Source organism: Aerophototrophica crusticola (genome assembly GCF_012913305.1).
Classification (GTDB): Bacteria; Pseudomonadota; Alphaproteobacteria; order Azospirillales; family Azospirillaceae; genus Niveispirillum; species Niveispirillum crusticola.
On the sequence record NZ_CP051775.1, the window covers coordinates 1,136,465 to 1,151,860 of the forward strand.

Annotated in this window: 14 protein-coding genes and 2 pseudogenes; 5 read left to right on the forward strand and 11 right to left on the reverse strand. The window is 70.4% G+C overall.

Going from position 1 to position 15,396, the window contains the following annotated elements:
• Positions 1-7: 7 nt before the first annotated feature.
• The 4 genes from HHL28_RS05475 to HHL28_RS05490 all read right to left on the reverse strand — a co-directional run bounded on the left by HHL28_RS05475 (position 8) and on the right by HHL28_RS05490 (position 4,227).
• Positions 8-1,078 (reverse strand): flagellar hook-length control protein FliK, encoded by a 1,071-nt coding sequence (locus HHL28_RS05475; protein WP_169654837.1) that lies wholly within the window; start codon positions 1,076-1,078, stop codon positions 8-10.
• Positions 1,079-2,295: 1,217 nt separating this feature from the next.
• A complete protein-coding gene (locus tag HHL28_RS05480) occupies positions 2,296-2,742 on the reverse strand; it encodes a hypothetical protein (protein WP_075769253.1) in 447 nt (148 codons plus the stop codon).
• On the reverse strand, positions 2,739-3,008 hold the full coding sequence (locus HHL28_RS05485; protein WP_169654839.1) for a rod-binding protein: 270 nt from the start codon (positions 3,006-3,008) through the stop codon (positions 2,739-2,741). The genes HHL28_RS05480 and HHL28_RS05485 overlap by 4 nt, the downstream gene beginning before the upstream one ends.
• Before the next feature lie 67 nt (positions 3,009-3,075).
• A complete protein-coding gene (locus tag HHL28_RS05490) occupies positions 3,076-4,227 on the reverse strand; it encodes a flagellar basal body P-ring protein FlgI (RefSeq protein WP_075769255.1) in 1,152 nt (383 codons plus the stop codon).
• Between the two features lie 244 nt (positions 4,228-4,471).
• Here HHL28_RS05490 and HHL28_RS05495 point away from each other — a divergent pair.
• A pseudogene (locus tag HHL28_RS05495) lies at positions 4,472-4,884 on the forward strand (flagellar assembly protein FliX).
• A 107-nt stretch (positions 4,885-4,991) separates the two neighbouring features.
• Complete coding sequence (gene dksA / locus HHL28_RS05500) at positions 4,992-5,423, forward strand: RNA polymerase-binding protein DksA (RefSeq protein ID WP_075769257.1); 432 nt, start codon at positions 4,992-4,994, stop codon at positions 5,421-5,423.
• A 230-nt stretch (positions 5,424-5,653) separates the two neighbouring features.
• Here dksA and flgH read toward each other — a convergent pair whose 3' ends face one another.
• The 6 genes and pseudogenes from flgH to HHL28_RS05530 all read right to left on the reverse strand — a co-directional run bounded on the left by flgH (position 5,654) and on the right by HHL28_RS05530 (position 11,553).
• The gene (gene flgH, locus HHL28_RS05505; RefSeq protein WP_075769258.1) at positions 5,654-6,415 is read right to left on the reverse strand and encodes a flagellar basal body L-ring protein FlgH; all 762 of its coding nucleotides are present in this window, start codon (positions 6,413-6,415) and stop codon (positions 5,654-5,656) included.
• Positions 6,416-6,426: 11 nt separating this feature from the next.
• On the reverse strand, positions 6,427-7,452 hold the full coding sequence (flgA, locus tag HHL28_RS05510; RefSeq protein WP_075769259.1) for a flagellar basal body P-ring formation chaperone FlgA: 1,026 nt from the start codon (positions 7,450-7,452) through the stop codon (positions 6,427-6,429).
• A gap of 49 nt (positions 7,453-7,501) precedes the next feature.
• A pseudogene (gene flgG, locus HHL28_RS05515) lies at positions 7,502-8,286 on the reverse strand (flagellar basal-body rod protein FlgG).
• A 14-nt stretch (positions 8,287-8,300) separates the two neighbouring features.
• Positions 8,301-9,023, reverse strand: coding sequence for a flagellar basal-body rod protein FlgF (flgF, locus tag HHL28_RS05520; RefSeq protein ID WP_075769261.1), 723 nt, complete (start codon positions 9,021-9,023; stop codon positions 8,301-8,303).
• Between the two features lie 239 nt (positions 9,024-9,262).
• Positions 9,263-10,975, reverse strand: a complete 1,713-nt coding sequence (locus HHL28_RS05525; protein WP_404326879.1) for a peptide ABC transporter substrate-binding protein — start codon at positions 10,973-10,975, stop codon at positions 9,263-9,265.
• A gap of 98 nt (positions 10,976-11,073) precedes the next feature.
• Entirely contained in the window at positions 11,074-11,553 is a 480-nt protein-coding gene (locus HHL28_RS05530; protein WP_075769263.1) for a peptidylprolyl isomerase, read from the reverse strand.
• 180 nt (positions 11,554-11,733) lie between these two features.
• Here HHL28_RS05530 and HHL28_RS05535 point away from each other — a divergent pair, with 180 nt between their 5' ends.
• Genes HHL28_RS05535 through HHL28_RS05545 form a run of 3 tightly spaced genes read left to right on the forward strand, consistent with a single transcriptional unit; the run spans position 11,734 to position 14,746 of the window.
• Positions 11,734-14,190: a YdbH domain-containing protein gene (locus HHL28_RS05535; RefSeq protein ID WP_075769264.1), complete on the forward strand. Its 2,457-nt coding sequence runs from the start codon at positions 11,734-11,736 to the stop codon at positions 14,188-14,190.
• Positions 14,187-14,402, forward strand: a complete 216-nt coding sequence (locus HHL28_RS05540; RefSeq protein ID WP_075769265.1) for a YnbE family lipoprotein — start codon at positions 14,187-14,189, stop codon at positions 14,400-14,402. The genes HHL28_RS05535 and HHL28_RS05540 overlap by 4 nt, the downstream gene beginning before the upstream one ends.
• The gene (locus HHL28_RS05545; protein ID WP_075769266.1) at positions 14,399-14,746 is read left to right on the forward strand and encodes a YdbL family protein; all 348 of its coding nucleotides are present in this window, start codon (positions 14,399-14,401) and stop codon (positions 14,744-14,746) included. Before HHL28_RS05540 ends, HHL28_RS05545 begins: the two co-directional genes overlap by 4 nt.
• A gap of 4 nt (positions 14,747-14,750) precedes the next feature.
• Here the strand turns inward: HHL28_RS05545 and HHL28_RS19095 are convergent, their stop codons facing one another.
• Positions 14,751-15,392, reverse strand: coding sequence for a hypothetical protein (locus HHL28_RS19095; protein ID WP_449687603.1), 642 nt, complete (start codon positions 15,390-15,392; stop codon positions 14,751-14,753).
• Positions 15,393-15,396 lie beyond the last annotated feature (4 nt).

The following is a 15,396-nucleotide window of genomic DNA, read 5'->3' on the forward strand; positions in this document are numbered from 1 at the left end:
TCGAACGTCAGATCCGCACATCGACCCGGCCGGGGGCGATGATTGGCGTGTAGGCCGGCGGTGCCTGGACCTCGTCCGCCCTCGCGTCCGCGCCCATCCGCATGCCGAAGCCCCTGTCGCGTTGGCCCTGGTCCTCCCGCTGGGCCTGCTGGCCCTGGTCACGCAAGGAGAAGCTCAGGCCGCCCGCCTCGGGGCGCAGACCGACGTCTTGCAAGGCCCGTTCCAACGCTCGGGAGTCCTTCTGCAAAAGGTCGAGGGTGTAGGGATTCTCGGCCATGATCTTGGCCTTCATCCGCCCGTCGCCGCCGAACTCGATCTGCACGTCGATGCGACCCAGGTCGGTGGGGCGGAGCTGGATGGACAGGCGGTCATTGCCTTCCTGCACCGCCCGCTGCACGTGCACCGCCACCTGGTTCAGTGCGGGTGGGTTCGGCCCGCCGCGGCCTTGGCGCGCGGCGGCAAGTTGCTGGGCAAACTCCGTCGTGCCGGCCCGTGGGGCCTCCCCGGACACTGCCGGGCGCAGGGTGGGGTCCGTGGTCGGCTCTGCCAGGGACCGGCTGTCCGGTTGGTCACCGGCATTGTCCAGGGACGCCTCCGCGCCAGCACCCGCGGCGGCAACGGCAGTGGCTGTCAGGCTGCCCTGGGCAGCCTGGGGGGCCGCGGGCTTGGCGGCAGTTTGTGCCGGCGCGGCAGGATTTGCCGAGGCCCCGGCAAGGTTGGCCGCCGCGTCCTCCGCCACGCCGTTCTTCTCGCCGGCTTGCCGCTTCTCCTCGATCCGCGCGGCGCGCTGGGCAGCACCGGATTCCTCGCCGGCTTCCGTCGCCGTGGCTTGGAGGGCCATGCCGTCACCGGCGGGAACTGCCGCGGCGTCAGTGGCTGCCCCCGGCTTCGCCCCGTGCGGTTTGGCGGCCTGGACCTGCGCTGTCGCCGGCCGGGTCGGTGCGGCGTTGGGCGTGGTGGGGATGGCTGGTGCTGCCTCCACCACGACCGGGTCGGAAGTGGGCGCATCAGGGGACGCGGCGACCGCCAGCTCGTCGCCGGCAGCGACATCGTGGGCTTCCGGATCGGCCTGGACCATGTCAGTCGCCACGACCGTCCGGGCGTCGGAGACACCGGTCGGGGGAGGGGCTTTGTACCGGACGCCGGCTCCCATGCATCAGCCTGTGTCCCGGCTGGCGGCTTGGCGGGCTGCGGGGCCGCGACCGTCGGCTTCCCCGAATGGCTTTCCGCTTTCGCTGCCGCTGGTGGCTGTGCGGTGCCGGCCACCGGCGTGGGCTGCGCGACGGGCTCGGCCTTGGGGACCGTGGGCGTTTGCTTGACCTCGGCCGCCGCCGTTTCCCCGTCACCGGACGGGCGCGCGACAGCCTTGTCCTCTGGCATCCGGGCCTTGGGAGCGGGAGACGGCACCAGGGGCGGTGCGACCACGGGGGCGGCCTGCGCCTGGTTGGGCTGGGGAGGCGTGACGACGGCCTCAGCCACTACCACGTCCTGATCCGCCCCCGCAGACACCGTCTCTGCCTCGGCAAGCTCCGGAATGTCCTGATGTGGCCGGTCTGTCGTCTCGAACGGAACCGCAGACATGCCGACCCCCTCGACCGGGACCATGGCAGCCGTGTCGGTGGGGACGGCAGGAGCGGGCAGGGGCTTGTCCGCCGTCAGCTTGGCTGCCACCGCGCCGCGGGCGAGGGGGACGGGGGTGGGGACCGTCGCCGGGGCCGGTGCCATGACGGGCGCCGTTCCCCCGGTGGCCATCGCTTCAGCCTCCCCCGGGACCAGCTCGGGCATCGCAGCCCTGGCGACCAAGCCGCCCGGCAGGGCACCACCCGCTGCCCCGTCGCCCGCCGCCGGAACCGGCTCGACCACGGGGAGGGCAGGGGATGGCGCAAGGCCAGCCGTCTGGACCTGCCCCGGCTGGGCCGGCGGCACCGTGCCGTCGGTCATCAGCCCGGCGAGCAGGCCGTTGAACAACCCCGCCGCCTCACCCGCCGTCGGGGTGGGTACCAGGGGGACGACGCCGGGAAGGGCGGTCTTCGACGCGGACGGGAGAAGGGCTGTCGTGGTCATGGGCGGGGGTCCTGCACTGGGTCCGTCCTGCGATATGCAACCGGCGGGCCAAACGTCTTGCCGTGGTTTGCCGCCTGGGCCGGCCGCGTCCAGGCACAAGGCGGAACTCTTTTCCCGGTCAGGGCCGGCCGCCGGGCAGACTTTGCCGGTTGGGCCGGCGCGCGGCGGCCGAACGCACGACGACAGGCCCGGCCCCGTTGGCAGGGCCGGGCAGGATTGCTTGCGGACGCTTCAAAGCGTCTTGTTCAGGGAAGAGGGGCGGGTGGTCTTCCGGCCATAGGGGTCCTGGACGCCCAAGGTCGCGCGGCTGCTGTAGGGCCCGTCGTCGGCCCGGACCTGCTTGATGCTGGCGACGAGCGTGTCCACCACCGCCTGGGCGGCCTGGGTGGCGGCCTGCACGATGCCGGCATTCTCGGCCGCCAACTCGGCGAAGCGCCGGCCGGTGCCGTGCAGCCGCTCCTTCATCTCCGGGTCCAGGGCCTTGAAGCCCTCCACGTCCAGCCGGACGGTGCGGACCGCATCCTCGTAGGCCCGCAGCAGGATACCCTTCTTCTCCGCCACCTCGCCGAGCTGCTTCAGGTTGCGGCTGCGGACGATGCGGTTTTCCTCCTCGAACAACCCGGCCAACCGATCCATGGCGTCGATCAGCCCCTCGGCGCGGGCCAGGGCGGCGGTCATGCCGGCCCCCCGGCCACTTCCTGCATGCGCAGGAGCTGGGCCTTCATCTGCTGGGCGATGCCCACGCCGCCGGAGGAGGCGACCATCTTGCCGTACTCCTCCACCATCATGCCGCGCCACATCTCCTCGGCATGGCCGCCGCCGAAGGTGGGGTCCACCTCCAGCCCGGACCACATCTGGGAGAACATGCTGGACAGGAACACGGCCTCGAAGTCCCTGGCGGTCTTGTCCAGTTCCGGACCGGCGCCCTTGCCCAGCCGGGGCATGTTGAGCCCGCGGGCCTGGGCCAGGGACTGGGCGTCGTAGCCCGGGGGGAGAGGGTCATGTCGGCCATCACATCACCTCGATCTCGGCTTGCAGCGCGCCCGCCGCCTTGATCGCCTGGAGGATGCTGATCATGTCGCGCGGGCCGATCCCCAGCGCATTCAAGTTCTGTACCAACTCCTGAAGGGTGACACCGGCGGGAAGCACGGCCAGCTTCTTGTCGGCACCCTCGTCCGCCTGGATCTGGGTACGCGGCACCACCGCAGTCTGGCCGCCCTGGCTCAGGGCATTGGGCTGGCTGACCTGGGGCGTCTCCGTGATGGTGACCTTCAGGTTGCCCTGGGCCACGGCCACCGGGCTGATCCGGACATTGTCGCCGATGACGATGACGCCGGAGGCCTCGTCGATCACCACCCGGGCCGCCTGGTCCGGGGTGACGCGGAGCTGCTCCACGTCCCGAATGAAGCTGACCAGGTCGGCGCGGCGCGCCTGGGGCACGTCCACCACCACGTTGGCCGGGTCCGCGGCGCGGGAGGCGTTGGGCCCGAACACCCGGTTGATGGCTTCCGACACCCGCATGGCCGTGGTGAAGTCGGGGTTGCGCAGGGACAGGCGCATGCTGCCCAGGTCGCGCAGGTCGAAGTCGATGGACCGCTCCACGATGGCGCCGCCGGCGATGCGGCCGGCGGTGGGCACCCCCTTGGTGATGCTGGCCGCGGCGCCTTGCGCGCTGAAACCCGCCACCGCCACGGCCCCTTGGGCCACGGCATAGACTTCCCCGTCGGCGCCCATCAGCGGCGTCACCAGCAGGGTGCCGCCCATCAGGTTCTTGGCGTCGCCCAGGGTGGCGACGGACACGTCGATGCGGGTGCCCTGGCTGCTGAAGGGCGGCAGGGTGGCCGTGACCATCACGGCGGCGATGTTCTTGGTCCGCAGGGTCTGGCCGCGGACGTTCACGCCCAGCCGCTCCAGCATGCCGATCAGGCTCTGCTCGGTGAAGGGGCTGTTGTTGATCGTGTCGCCGGTCCCGTTCAGGCCGACCACCAGGCCATAGCCCACCAGCATGTTGTCCCGCACGCCCTCCACGTCCGCGATGTCCTTGATCCGGGACTGGGCCATCACTGGCGCCGGCAGGAACAGGCAGGCGCCCAGGGCCAGGGTGCCCAGCAGGCGCAGGGCGGTCCGGATGGGGCGGCGGGCGGCGGTGCGGTCGGTTCTCATGGTCCTGGCCCTTCGGCTCTGGCCCCCGTCGCACCCGGCAGAATTGGCCGGGCAGGGCAGGGGCATGCAACGTCTCGCGACCCATGATGCCAGAAGCGTGCCAACCCGCCCCCGGCCGCCGGGCTGCAAAATTGCCCTAGTCGCGCCATTCGGCCGGGTGGTACCTATATGAGGCGGGGTGGGCCTCCGCCCCCCATGTCGGCTTCCCAGCCCCGCAGCCCGGAAAGACAGTGTCGCCACGGCCATGAAGATCGAGGGTCCCGGTCAACTCCGCCCCGGACAGGTCCGCAAGGCCCCGCGCAGCGGCAGCGGTTCCGACTTCCTGCGCCATTTGGGCGGCGGGGACGAGTCGGGTGCCAAGGTGGCCGGCGCGCAATCGGCTGCCGCCATCAACCCCCTGTTCGCGCTGCAAGAGGTGGACGACGCCCTGAACGGCAAGCGCAAGGCCGTGGAGCGGGCGGAGGATATCCTGGACCGGCTGGACGAGCTGCGGCTGGGCCTGCTGACCGGCAGTTTCCCCGGGAAAAGCTGGTTGAACTCGTGCGCATGGTGCAGGCCCGCCGGGCTGGCGTGGACGACCCGGGGCTCCAGGCCGTGCTGGATGAGATCGACCTCCGGGCGCAGGTGGAGATCGCGAAGCTTACCCCTGGGCCGTGATCGATTCACTATAACGCTGTTTTATCAAGCATTTAGTGATCCTTGCGAGTAGCAGGGCTCCTCCCTATACTCCGGCGCGTCTCGGCCCTAAGGATCGGACCGTCATAATGCCGTCGTCATCCTACGCGCAGCTTCCCCCGGACTACCGCCCGTCCGAAGACGAAGAATTCATGAATCCCGTCATGAAGGAGTATTTCCGCCAGAAGCTTCTGCGCTGGCGGGCCGAACTCCTGCGGGACTCCACGGAAACGCTCCAGAGCCTGCACGATGATGGCGGCCTGCAGGAGCCGGACATCTCCGACCGTGCCACGCTGGAGACCGACCGCGCCCTGGAACTGCGGACCCGCGACCGGGAGCGCAAGCTGATCGCCAAGATCGATTCGGCGCTGGAGCGGCTGGAAGCCGACGAGTACGGCTTTTGCGAGGAGACGGGGGAGCCCATCGGCGTCCGCCGGCTGGAAGCCCGCCCCATCGCGACGCTGAGCCTGGAAGCCCAGGAGCGCCATGAGCGCCTGGAGCGTACCCACCGCGACGATTGAGGCGCCGTCATCCACGGCGCCTTTTTTGTGGGACGGGCCCCGCCATGACGGCGGGGCCCGTTTTGATTCCGTAGGTCGGGGTGACCATCGGGAACCCCGACAACCCGGCGAACGTGACGTGTTGGGGTTCGCATGCGCTCACCCCAGCCTACAAGGAACAAAGGCCTATCGCGGCGCAGGACAGTTTTCCTGCGCCGCGATTGCCTACCCCACCGGCAAGTCCTGCCGGGTCAGAAGGGGTTCAGCACTTCCAGCACCTGCTGGCCCCAGCGCGGCTGCTGCACGTCGCTGACCGTGCCCTTGCCGCCGTAGCTGATGCGGGCCTCGGCAATCTTTTCATAGCTGATGGAATTGGCGTTGGTGATGTCCTCGGGCCGGATGATGCCGGACAGCAGCAGCTCCCGCAGCTCGTGGTTCACACGGACCTGCTGCTTGCCCTGGACGACCAGGTTGCCGTTGGGCAGCACCTGGGTGATCAGCGCCGCGACGCGGAGGTTGATCTGTTCCTGCCGCTGGATCTGGCCGTCGCCGGTGCTGCTGCTGGCGCCGCTGGTGCTGACCAGGGAACCCGTGTCCGACAGCCCGGTGGCCCGGGCCACGTTGCGCTCGAAGCCGAAAAGGGTGGGGATGCCCAGGCTGTCGCTGCCGTCGCGGCTGCGGGTGGTGGAATTCTGCATCTGGGCGCGGTCGTTGATCTGGATGGTCACGGTGAGGATGTCGCCCACCCGGGTGGCGCGCTGGTCCTTGAAGAAACCGCGGGCGCCGGTACGCCACAGGCTGTTGGGCTGCTGCTCCATGACCGGGGCCTGAGGCATGGGCATGTGGACCGGGCGGTAGTTGGGGTCCGTCTGCGGGTTCTCGATCCCCGCCAGGGTCGGCGCCTTCCCGATCTCTGCCAGGCGCTCCGCGGTGCTGCAGGCGGAGAGGCCGAGGGCCGAGACGGCCAGGACTGCGAGGGTGGGGATGCGCTTGGACGGCTTGCGGGCGGACATGGGGCGGCTCCTCAGCGGGCGAGGGTGGTATTGGCGTCGGCGGCGCGGATGCGTGACGCCGGGGTCGCCTTGGGCTGAGCAAGAGGCATGCCAGTCGGGTCCACCACCACCAGGTCCGGCCCGGCCACCACCGCTTCCAGCACCCGGTTGCTGCTGGTGTTGCTGACCCGGATGGGCTGGCCGGCGGCGCCGTCGGTCAGGGCGCGGCCCTGGGCCGTCAGGGTCATGCTGGGGGACTTCACCATAATGGTGACCAGCGTGCCCTTCTGGATCACCGTGGCGGCGCGCACGTCGCGGGCCCGCACGGGCTGGTTGGGGTTGATGCCGCTGCGGGCCACCATGCCCACCAGGGCCTTGGCATCCGTCACCACGTCCGCGCCGGCCTTGTCACGGGCCACCTTGCCCCAGACCACGTCGGCATCGGTCACCAGCTCGCCAGGGTTCAGGCGACGGGACAGGACGGGGACCTCCAGCACCTCCACGGCGCGGCCGCCCACGGCCTGCCGCAGCACGGTTTCCCCGCCCGCGGTGCCGACGATCTCCGCCGTCACCCGGCCGCGGGCGGCGTCATAGGCAAGATTTTCCACCCGCACCGCGCCATCGCTGCCGGTGGGCAGGAACAGCATCAGGGAGCGGTTGTCCAGGGTCACCTCGAGATTGGCCGGGGCGCCGGACCGCTCCAGCGCCTCGACCAGCGCCTCGCGCACGGCCGCCGCGTCCACCTGCACCGCGTCCCGCTGCACGCTCACCCGGTCGGCGCCGCCCAGGGGGCGCCAGGCCAAGCCGTTGGCGGCGGCGATGCGGGCCAGGGCATTGGCATCCAGGGTCACCGACCGGCCCAGGTTGGGGGCGGCACCCACCACCCGTGCCGCCTGCTCCGGCTCCAGCCCATCGAACAGGTCGCCCAGGGTCACCTGGTTCCCGGCAATCCGCGCCTCGGCCTTCAGCGTCGCGGCGGCGGCCGGGCCGGCCAACAAGCTGCCGGCGAGCAGCAGGGCGGCGAGGGGGCGCAACAGCTTGGAGGGGGCGGCGATCATGGCGGCAATCCTTTCCCGGTCGGGCGACATCAACGGTCAGGCGACGCGATCAGCGGAGCTGGCTGACCGACTGGAGCATCTGGTCGGTGGTGCTGATGACCTTGGAGTTCATCTCGTACGCCCGCTGGGCTGTGATCAGGCTGGTGATCTCGGAGACGATGTTGACGTTGGAGGTCTCCAGCGCCTCCTGCATCAGCCGGCCATAGCCGGGGGCGCCGGGATTGCCGGCCACCGCCTGCCCTGACGCGGGGTCTCCAGGTACAGGTTGTCGCCGATGGCCTCCAGGCCGCCATTGTTCGGGAAGACCGCCAGCTGGATCTGGCCCACGTTCTGCGGCTCGGTCTGGCCGTCCAGCTTCACCAGCACCTCACCGTTGGCGTTCACGGTGATGTCCACGGCGTTCTGCGGCACCACCAGGCCCGGCTGGACCTGGTAGCCGTCGGCGGTGACCACCGTGCCCTCGGCATTCAGCTGGAAGGACCCGGCGCGGGTGTAGGCGGTGTCGCCGTTCGGCAGCAGGATCTGGAAATAGCCCTGGCCGTTGATGGCGAGGTCCAGCTTGTTCCCGGTGACGGAGATGTTGCCCTGCTCGTTGATCCGGTAGACGGCGGTGGTCTTCACGCCGGCGCCGATCTGGATGCCGGACGGCACGACCGTGCCCGCGTCGGAGGAGGTGGAGCCGACCCGGCGCTGGTTCTGGTACAGCAGGTCCGTGAACTCGGCCCGCTGCCGCTTGAACCCGGTCGTGGTCATGTTGGCGATGTTGTTGGAGATGGTCTCCACGTTCAGCTGCTGGGCCAGCATGCCCGTGGCGCCGATGCTGAGGCTGCGCATTGTCCGGCCCTCCTTTACTGGGTCTTCGCAAGGGTGCGGACCGCGCCGCGGATCCGCTCATGTTCGTTGTCCAGCATCCGCTGCACCGACTGGTAGCTGCGGACCACGTCGATCATCTGGGTCATCTCGACCACGGACTGCACGTTGCTGCCTTCCAGGGCGCCCTGGGCCACCTGGGGGGTGGCCACCGGCTGCTCTTCCTGGTCGGTGGTGTAGAGGCCGCCGCCCAGCTCTTGCAGGCGCTGCTCGTCGGCGAAGGTCACGACCTTCAGCTTGCCCAGCGGGCCCTGCTCGGTCTCGACGCCGCCGTCGCCCTTGATGCTGATGTTGGTGGCGTCGGCGGGGATGACGATGCGCTGGCCGCCCTCGGTCAGCAGCGGCAGGCCGTTGCGGTCCACCAGCTCCCGGTCGTTGTTCAGCTGGAAGCTGCCGCCGCGGGTGTAGCGGGTGCCGGACAGGGTCTCGACGCCGAAGTAGCCCTCGCCGCGGATGGCCACGTCCAGCGGGTTGCTGGTGACGTTGATGGGGCCGGCCTGGGTGTTGCGCATCAGGCCGAAGTCCTGGACGAAGCTCATCCGGTCGCCCTGGCGGTCCGGGCGCTCCAGGTACTCCAGGAAAAGCATGCGCTGGGCCTTGAACCCTGTGGTGTTCATGTTGGCGATGTTGTTGGAGACCACCTCCATCTGCCGCCGCAGCGCTTCCTGCCGGGAGAGGGTGATGTAGATTGAGGTTTCCATCGCCTGCCTCGAACCTTCGCTTGCCGGCCAGCCGCCGGACGTTCCGGGCAGACCATATGCAGACAGCGTGCCAAGTCAGGATTTGTGCGGGTTCCCACGGGGTGGCGGCAGATTTTTCCGCCCTTGTCCAACAGGGGTCGGCATGGGATCCGGCGACAGGGGCGGGGTGATGGCCCTTCAGGTCATCCCAAGGCTTTCCCTTGCGGCCGACACCAGGGGGAAAGGAACGCCTGCCTAGGTCAGCGTTCCTTGCGGTCGGCCACCGTCTCCGGCGCCAGCGACAGGTAACGGGACGGGTGGATGTCGCGCAGATTGTCCTGCCAGCCGCGCACCGTGGGCGCTACCAGCCGGCGGCTGGCGGGATAGAGCACGGGAACCACCGCCATGTCGGCCAGCAGCCTTGCCTCCGCCGCCCTCAGGCCGGCCAGGTGGCCGGGCATGTCCGGCGCGTCGTTGGCCCGTTTCAGCAACTCGGCGAAGGGCTTCCCGCCATAGCCGGCGCTGTCCAGCGCGCCCGGGCGGAACGGCTCCAGGAAACGCGCAAGCTGGGGCGTGGACTGGATGCGGAGCAGGATGTCCTGGAAGTCCCGTCGGCGGAGGCGCTCCACGACGTCGCGCGCCTCGTCATTCTCAAGCCGGGTCCGCACGCCCAGCAGTTCCCGCCACCGGCGGCTGATGGCCACCACGACGGCCTTGTTGCTCTCCCCGCTGGGATAGAGCAGGTGCACGGTGAGGGGCTTGTCCGGCCCATAGCCGGCGGCGGCATACAGTTCCCTGGCCTTTGCCTCCCGCGCCGCGCGGTCCAGCCCCGCCCAGGGACCCGGCGGGGGCTGGTAGCCATCCAGTCCCGGCGGGATCAGCGTCTCGGCCGGCCGGGCGCCCTCGCCGGCGTCAGCGGCCAGGGCCTCCCGGTCGATGGCCAGCGACAGCGCCTCACGCAGCCGCGTGTCGTCCTTCCAGGGGGCCAGGGTCTGGTTGAAGACCAGCGACATGGTCTGCGCCCGGGGCACGATGCGCAGGGAATCCGCCAGTTGCCGCTGCACCCAGGTCGTGTGCCCCGTGGGCAGGGTGCTGGTTACATGCAGGGTCCCCGCCCGGAACTCCCGCAACTCGGCCTGCGGGTCCTCGACCAAATGCATCACGACCCCATCCAGGGCGACATCGCGGGCCGCGTGGAAATGCGGGTTGCGGACCAGCCGGTGGCTGGTGCCGGGCACCGTCTCCACCAGCATGAAGGGCCCGTTACCGACCAGCTTCCCTGCCTGGAATGCCCGGACCCCTTCGGCCTGTAGCGACGCCTTGTGGATGGGATAGGCGGTGCGGCCCGCCAGCACGACGGACAGGGTGGGGGCCGGTTGGTCCAGCGTGATCTCCAGGACCAACCGGTCCACGGCCCGCACGCCCAAGGCCGACGGGGGCAGGTCGCCGCGGAAGACCTGCCGGGCATTCCGGATCGGGAACAGCAGGTCGGGGGAGAAGGGCCGGATCGGCTGGGCCAAGGCCCGGCGCAGGCCATAGACGAAATCTTCCGCCGTCACCGGGCTGCCGTCGGACCATTTGCCCGCGGCGCGGAGTTGGAAGGTCCAGGTCAGCCCGTCCTCGCTGGTGCTCCAGGTCTCCGCGGCTCCGGCCACCAGGTTTCCGCCAGCGTCCCATGCCAGCAACCCTTCATACAGGTCGCCCAGGACCCGGTCGGCGGTGGGGGACGTGGCCCGATGCGGGTCCAGCAGGTCCGGTTCGCGGCCCACGCTGATGTGGAGGACGCTTCCCCTGTCGACGGTACGCGCCGTCTGCCCCGTGCCGGGCGGGACCAGGCAGAGGACCAGGAATGCCAGGAAGGCAAGCAGTCGCGGGACGGAAGGGGCGGTGCGCATCGTCGGGACCAGGGCAGGGGCCCATGACGATGGGGCGGGGGCGGGGCCGCCGTCCACGGTGCGGAAGCGTGCCCCCATCAGCACCGGCCCACCCCTCCCGGTTGCCCATTCGGCACGAAAAAGGGCGGCGGGTATCCCCCGCCGCCCTGGTTGGCCGGATCGTTCCGGGAGGTCGGTCAGGCCGCCGCCGCGTCCGCAGCAACCTGCAGCTTGACGATCTTGTCGGGGTCGCGGACCTCCCCGTTGCGGCCTTGGCCGCGCTTGATCTTGTCCACGGCTTCCATGCCCTCGGTCACCTGGCCCCAGACGGTGTACTGGCCGTCCAGGAAGCGGCTGTCCTTGAAGCAGATGAAGAACTGGCTGTCGGCGCTGTTCGGGCTGGCCGCGCGGGCCATGGAGCAGGTGCCGCGCACATGCGGCTCCCGGCTGAACTCCGCCGGGATGTTCTGGCCGCTGCCGCCGGTGCCGTTGCCGTCCGGGTCGCCGCCCTGGGCCATGAAGCCCTCGATCACCCGGTGGAAAGCCAGCCCGTCATAGAAGCCCTGGCGGGTCAGTTCCTTGATCCGCGCCACGTGCTTGGGCGCCAGGTCCGGACGCAGCTTGATCACGACCCGGCCGTGCTCCAGGTCCATGTACAGGGTGTTCTCCAGGTCCATCGCCCGTATCCTTGTTGTCTGGTCGCGCCGCGGCGCCTTCCGGCCGGGACCATACAACCCTGCCGCTGCGTTGGGAACCATCCGGACGGCAAATCGTGCCAGGACAGGAACGGTTGCCATGCCTGCGCCATGCCGGGCCGGCCATGGTAAACTTTCGAATTCGAAACCGGACTTTCCTGGATGACCCGAGCCGCCCGCCACCGCCTGAGCCGCCTTGCCGCCAGCCTGACCGGCCTGCTGGCGTTGGCGCTGTTGGCCGGGGTCTGGTGGCTGCCCCGGCTGGTGGAGGACCGGGCCGCGGCAGCCCTGCGGGAAGCCGGCTTCCCGGACGGGGCGGTGGTGCTGGACAGCATCAGCACCACCCGCGCGTCCGGCGGGCTGAAACTGGCCGGGGACCAGGGCATCGACCGGGTGGAGGCGACATACGGCCTGTCGGGGCTTCTGGCCGGGCGCCTCGACACGGTGCTGGTTCAGGGAGCCCGCGTTCGCTTGCTTCTGGACGGTGGGGGCGTCCGGGTCGAGGGACAGCAACCCGTGGCTGGGCCCGAACCCTCTGGTGAGATCAGCCTTCCCGTGGACCGGCTGGAAATTCGCGACTCCCGTCTCACCCTGCTGACGGAGGCAGGGGCGATCGAAGTTCCCCTGGCCGCCACCCTGATCCGGGGTGAGGCTGGCGTGGTCGGCGGCGAGGCTACCCTGGGCCTGCAAGGGGCCGGGCTGCGCAGTGACATCGCGATCCGGGCAACCCGAAACGCGGACGGCAGCCTTGCTGCCGACTTCACCGTGACGCCCACCGGGGAGGGGCCCGCCCGGCTGGAAGGGCGCGGTCAGTTCGCCTGGTCCGGCCAGGGCCTGCCGCTGGGCACGGCCGACCTGTCCCTCACCGGATTCGCCTTGCCGAGCGGCGGGACGGCCGTCGGCGCCCTCGCCTGGGTCGGCGAGGAAAAGGGCCAGTCCCTGGCGTTGGACGCCAAGGCGGCGGGCTGGGGTGCCCTGGACGCCAAGGCGGCACTCGCCCCCGGCAGCACGGCGGCCGACCCCTCGGTCACCTTCCAGGCGGCGGGCAAGGGCGTGACGCTGCCGGGCTGGCTGACTGACGCCTCCTTCACCGTTGCCGGCCAGGCCAATGCGGCCGGGGAAGGCTGGCGCATCGACCTGCCTCAAGGCGCCACCTTTGCCGGCAAACCCGCCCCCGCCCTGCGGGGCCGCCTGCCGGAAGCCGTTGGCCCAGGCCCCCTCCGCCTCACCCTGCGGCCGTTGGGGAAGGGGCCTGTGGTCCTGACGGTGCGGCAGGCGGAGGAGGGGATGTCGGCAGACATCGGCAAGTCTGGCTTCGGCCTCGAACTCGGTGATGTCGCCGCTGGCGGCGCGCTGGAGTCGGCGGTGGTGCGCTGGGCCGACGATGGGCTGGCCGACGTCGGGCTTGTTATTTCCGGCACGACCTTGTCGGCGGAGCCCTTCGCCCTGTCCGCCCGCGGCCTGTCCCTGGACGCACGTTACCGTCCGGGCCAGTCGACCCCGGTGCAGGCCAAGGCCCGCGCGGACAGCCTGCGGGTCGGCGGCGACACGCCGCTGGTCGCGCCCCTGGCCGTAACCGCCAGCCTGTCCGGCGACCCGGCGGGCACCCTATCCTTCGTGGGCGAGGGATCCGCCCTGGACGGCCGGATGGTCATTGACGTGGCCGGGAAGCAGCATGTGGGAAAGGGCTGGGGCAGCGCCAAGGCTACCCTGCACCCGATCCGTTTCCTGCCCAACGGCCCGCCGCCCACCGCCTATTTCCCCCTGCTGGAAGGCTGGGCGGAAGAGGGGCGGGGCAGCCTCGGCGCAGTGGCAGAACTGGGCTGGGGCAAGGGCGCGCCCGCCGGCTCTGCCCGGCTGACGCTGGACGGCCTTGCGCTGACAGGCCCCTCCCTGGCGGTGCAGGGGCTCAACGGCGTGCTCACCGCCGCCAGCCTGCAACCCCTCGCCACGGATGGGGAGCAGACGGTGGAAGTCAGCCTGCTGGACATCGGCCTGCCCCTGAGGGACGGGAAAATCCGCTTCGCCCTGGGGAAGGACCAGCGTCTTGCCCTGCGCCAGGCGACCTTTGCCTGGGCCGGTGGCACGGTGCGGGCGGCACCTTTCGAATCAGGACTGTCGGACCCGAGGCACACCGTGGTGCTGGAGGCTGAGGGGCTGGGGTTGGGCCCGGTGCTGGAACTGGCCGGGGTGGACGGGCTCCAGGCGGATGGCAGGCTGGCCGGGCGCATCCCCGTCGTCATCGCCGGCCGCGACATCCGCTTCGACGATGGCAAGCTGGAGGCGGTGGGTCCTGGCAGCATCCGCTACGACCCCGCCAAGCCGCCCGCTTTCCTGAGCGCGGCCAAGAATGACAGCACCGGGCTGGTCCTGGAGGTGCTCCAGAACTTCCGCTACAAGACCCTGGCCCTGCTGATCGACGGGGCGGCGGGGCGGGAGATGACGGTAGCCCTGCGGGTGGAGGGGGCGAACCCCGACTTCTATGGCGGCTACCCGGTGAAGCTGAACGTCAACCTTTCCGGCGCGCTGTACACCATCCTGCGCCGGGGCCTCGGCGCCTACCGTATTCCTGACACGATCCGCGGGCAGATTGAGCAGCAAGGAAAAGGGAACCCATGACCGTGAGACCAACCCTCCTGCTGCTGCCCGCCCTGGGCCTGCTCGCCGCCTGCTCCCCCACCGTGAAGGTGCAGGCCCCGGACAAGCCCATCGAGATCAACCTGAACATCCGGGTGGAGCAGGAGGTCCGGGTCAAGATCGACCGGGAGCTGGACCAGGTGTTCCAGAACAACCCGGAACTGTTCGGCCTCCCGTCGGAGAAGAAGAAATGAGCCCGCGTCGCCTTCTTGCCGTCCTCGCCCTGGTGCTCGCCACCCTGCTGGGCGGCGGCATGCCCGCCTTAGCCCAGGACGACCTCGCCTCCGCCAAGGCGCAGGGGTTAGTGGGGGAAAGGCCGGACGGGCTGGTCGGCACCGTTGCCGATGCCGTGCCCGCCCCCGTGGCCGCCCTGGTGGAACGGGTGAACGCCGAGCGCCGCAAGCAGTACGGCCAAGTGGCCCAGAGCACCGGTCGCCCGGTGCAGGAGGTCCAGGCCATCGCTGGCGACAAGCTGGTCGCCAACACCCCCTCCGGCCAGTACGTGATGAACGCGGCCGGACGCTGGGTGAAGAAGTGAGGTATTACGGCAGCTTTCCCTCAAGCGCGTTCATGTAGATGCCGCTGACCCCTTCCTCCGTCAGCGGCACGGGGTTGGTGGCGGCGAAGGGGTCGGCCAGGGCGGCGGCCACCAGGGGGCGGACCCGGGCCTCGTCCAGGCCGAGGCCGCGGAGCGTGTGGGGGATGCCCAACTCCTGCCGCAGGGACAGCAGGCAGTGCAGGAATCCCTCGAACCCGCCCTTTTCCAATCCGACATAGGCAGCCAGCCGGTCGATGCGACCCTCCACGGCCGGGCGGTTATGGACCAGCACATAGGGTGTCAGCACCGCCGTGGCCAGGCCGTGGTGGGCGTTGGTCAAGGCGGCGATGGGGTCCGTCAGGGCCTGCACCGCGCCCAGGCCGCGGCGGAAGGCGATGCCGCCCAGGGCCGCCGCGGCCAGCATCATGGACCGGGCCATCAGGTCATGGCCGTTGCGGTAGGCATTGCCCAGGTTGGCGCGGACCAGCCGCACCCCCTCCGCCGCGATGCCCTCCGCCGCCGGGTCGAAGCCGGGGGCGCAGAAGGCCTCCAGGTTGTGTGTCAGCGCGTTCATCCCCGTGGCCGCCGTCAGGTTGGGCGGCAGGTCGATGGTCAGCACCGGGTCCAGGATGGCTACCGCCGGCATCAGC

Coding starts and splice junctions, on each gene's coding strand:
- HHL28_RS05530 (WP_075769263.1), bottom strand. CDS start 11,553: ATGGACCTGGAGAACACCCTGTACATGGACCTGGAGCACGGCCGGGTC.
- HHL28_RS19095 (WP_449687603.1), bottom strand. CDS start 15,392: ATGCCGGCGGTAGCCATCCTGGACCCGGTGCTGACCATCGACCTGCCG.
- HHL28_RS05545 (WP_075769266.1), top strand. CDS start 14,399: ATGAGCCCGCGTCGCCTTCTTGCCGTCCTCGCCCTGGTGCTCGCCACC.
- flgA (WP_075769259.1), bottom strand. CDS start 7,452: ATGATCGCCGCCCCCTCCAAGCTGTTGCGCCCCCTCGCCGCCCTGCTG.
- HHL28_RS05485 (WP_169654839.1), bottom strand. CDS start 3,008: ATGCCCCGGCTGGGCAAGGGCGCCGGTCCGGAACTGGACAAGACCGCC.
- HHL28_RS05480 (WP_075769253.1), bottom strand. CDS start 2,742: ATGACCGCCGCCCTGGCCCGCGCCGAGGGGCTGATCGACGCCATGGAT.
- HHL28_RS05540 (WP_075769265.1), top strand. CDS start 14,187: ATGACCGTGAGACCAACCCTCCTGCTGCTGCCCGCCCTGGGCCTGCTC.
- HHL28_RS05525 (WP_404326879.1), bottom strand. CDS start 10,975: ATGGGGGCACGCTTCCGCACCGTGGACGGCGGCCCCGCCCCCGCCCCA.
- HHL28_RS05475 (WP_169654837.1), bottom strand. CDS start 1,078: ATGGTCCAGGCCGATCCGGAAGCCCACGATGTCGCTGCCGGCGACGAG.
- flgF (WP_075769261.1), bottom strand. CDS start 9,023: ATGGAAACCTCAATCTACATCACCCTCTCCCGGCAGGAAGCGCTGCGG.
- HHL28_RS05535 (WP_075769264.1), top strand. CDS start 11,734: ATGACCCGAGCCGCCCGCCACCGCCTGAGCCGCCTTGCCGCCAGCCTG.
- dksA (WP_075769257.1), top strand. CDS start 4,992: ATGCCGTCGTCATCCTACGCGCAGCTTCCCCCGGACTACCGCCCGTCC.
- flgH (WP_075769258.1), bottom strand. CDS start 6,415: ATGTCCGCCCGCAAGCCGTCCAAGCGCATCCCCACCCTCGCAGTCCTG.
- HHL28_RS05490 (WP_075769255.1), bottom strand. CDS start 4,227: ATGAGAACCGACCGCACCGCCGCCCGCCGCCCCATCCGGACCGCCCTG.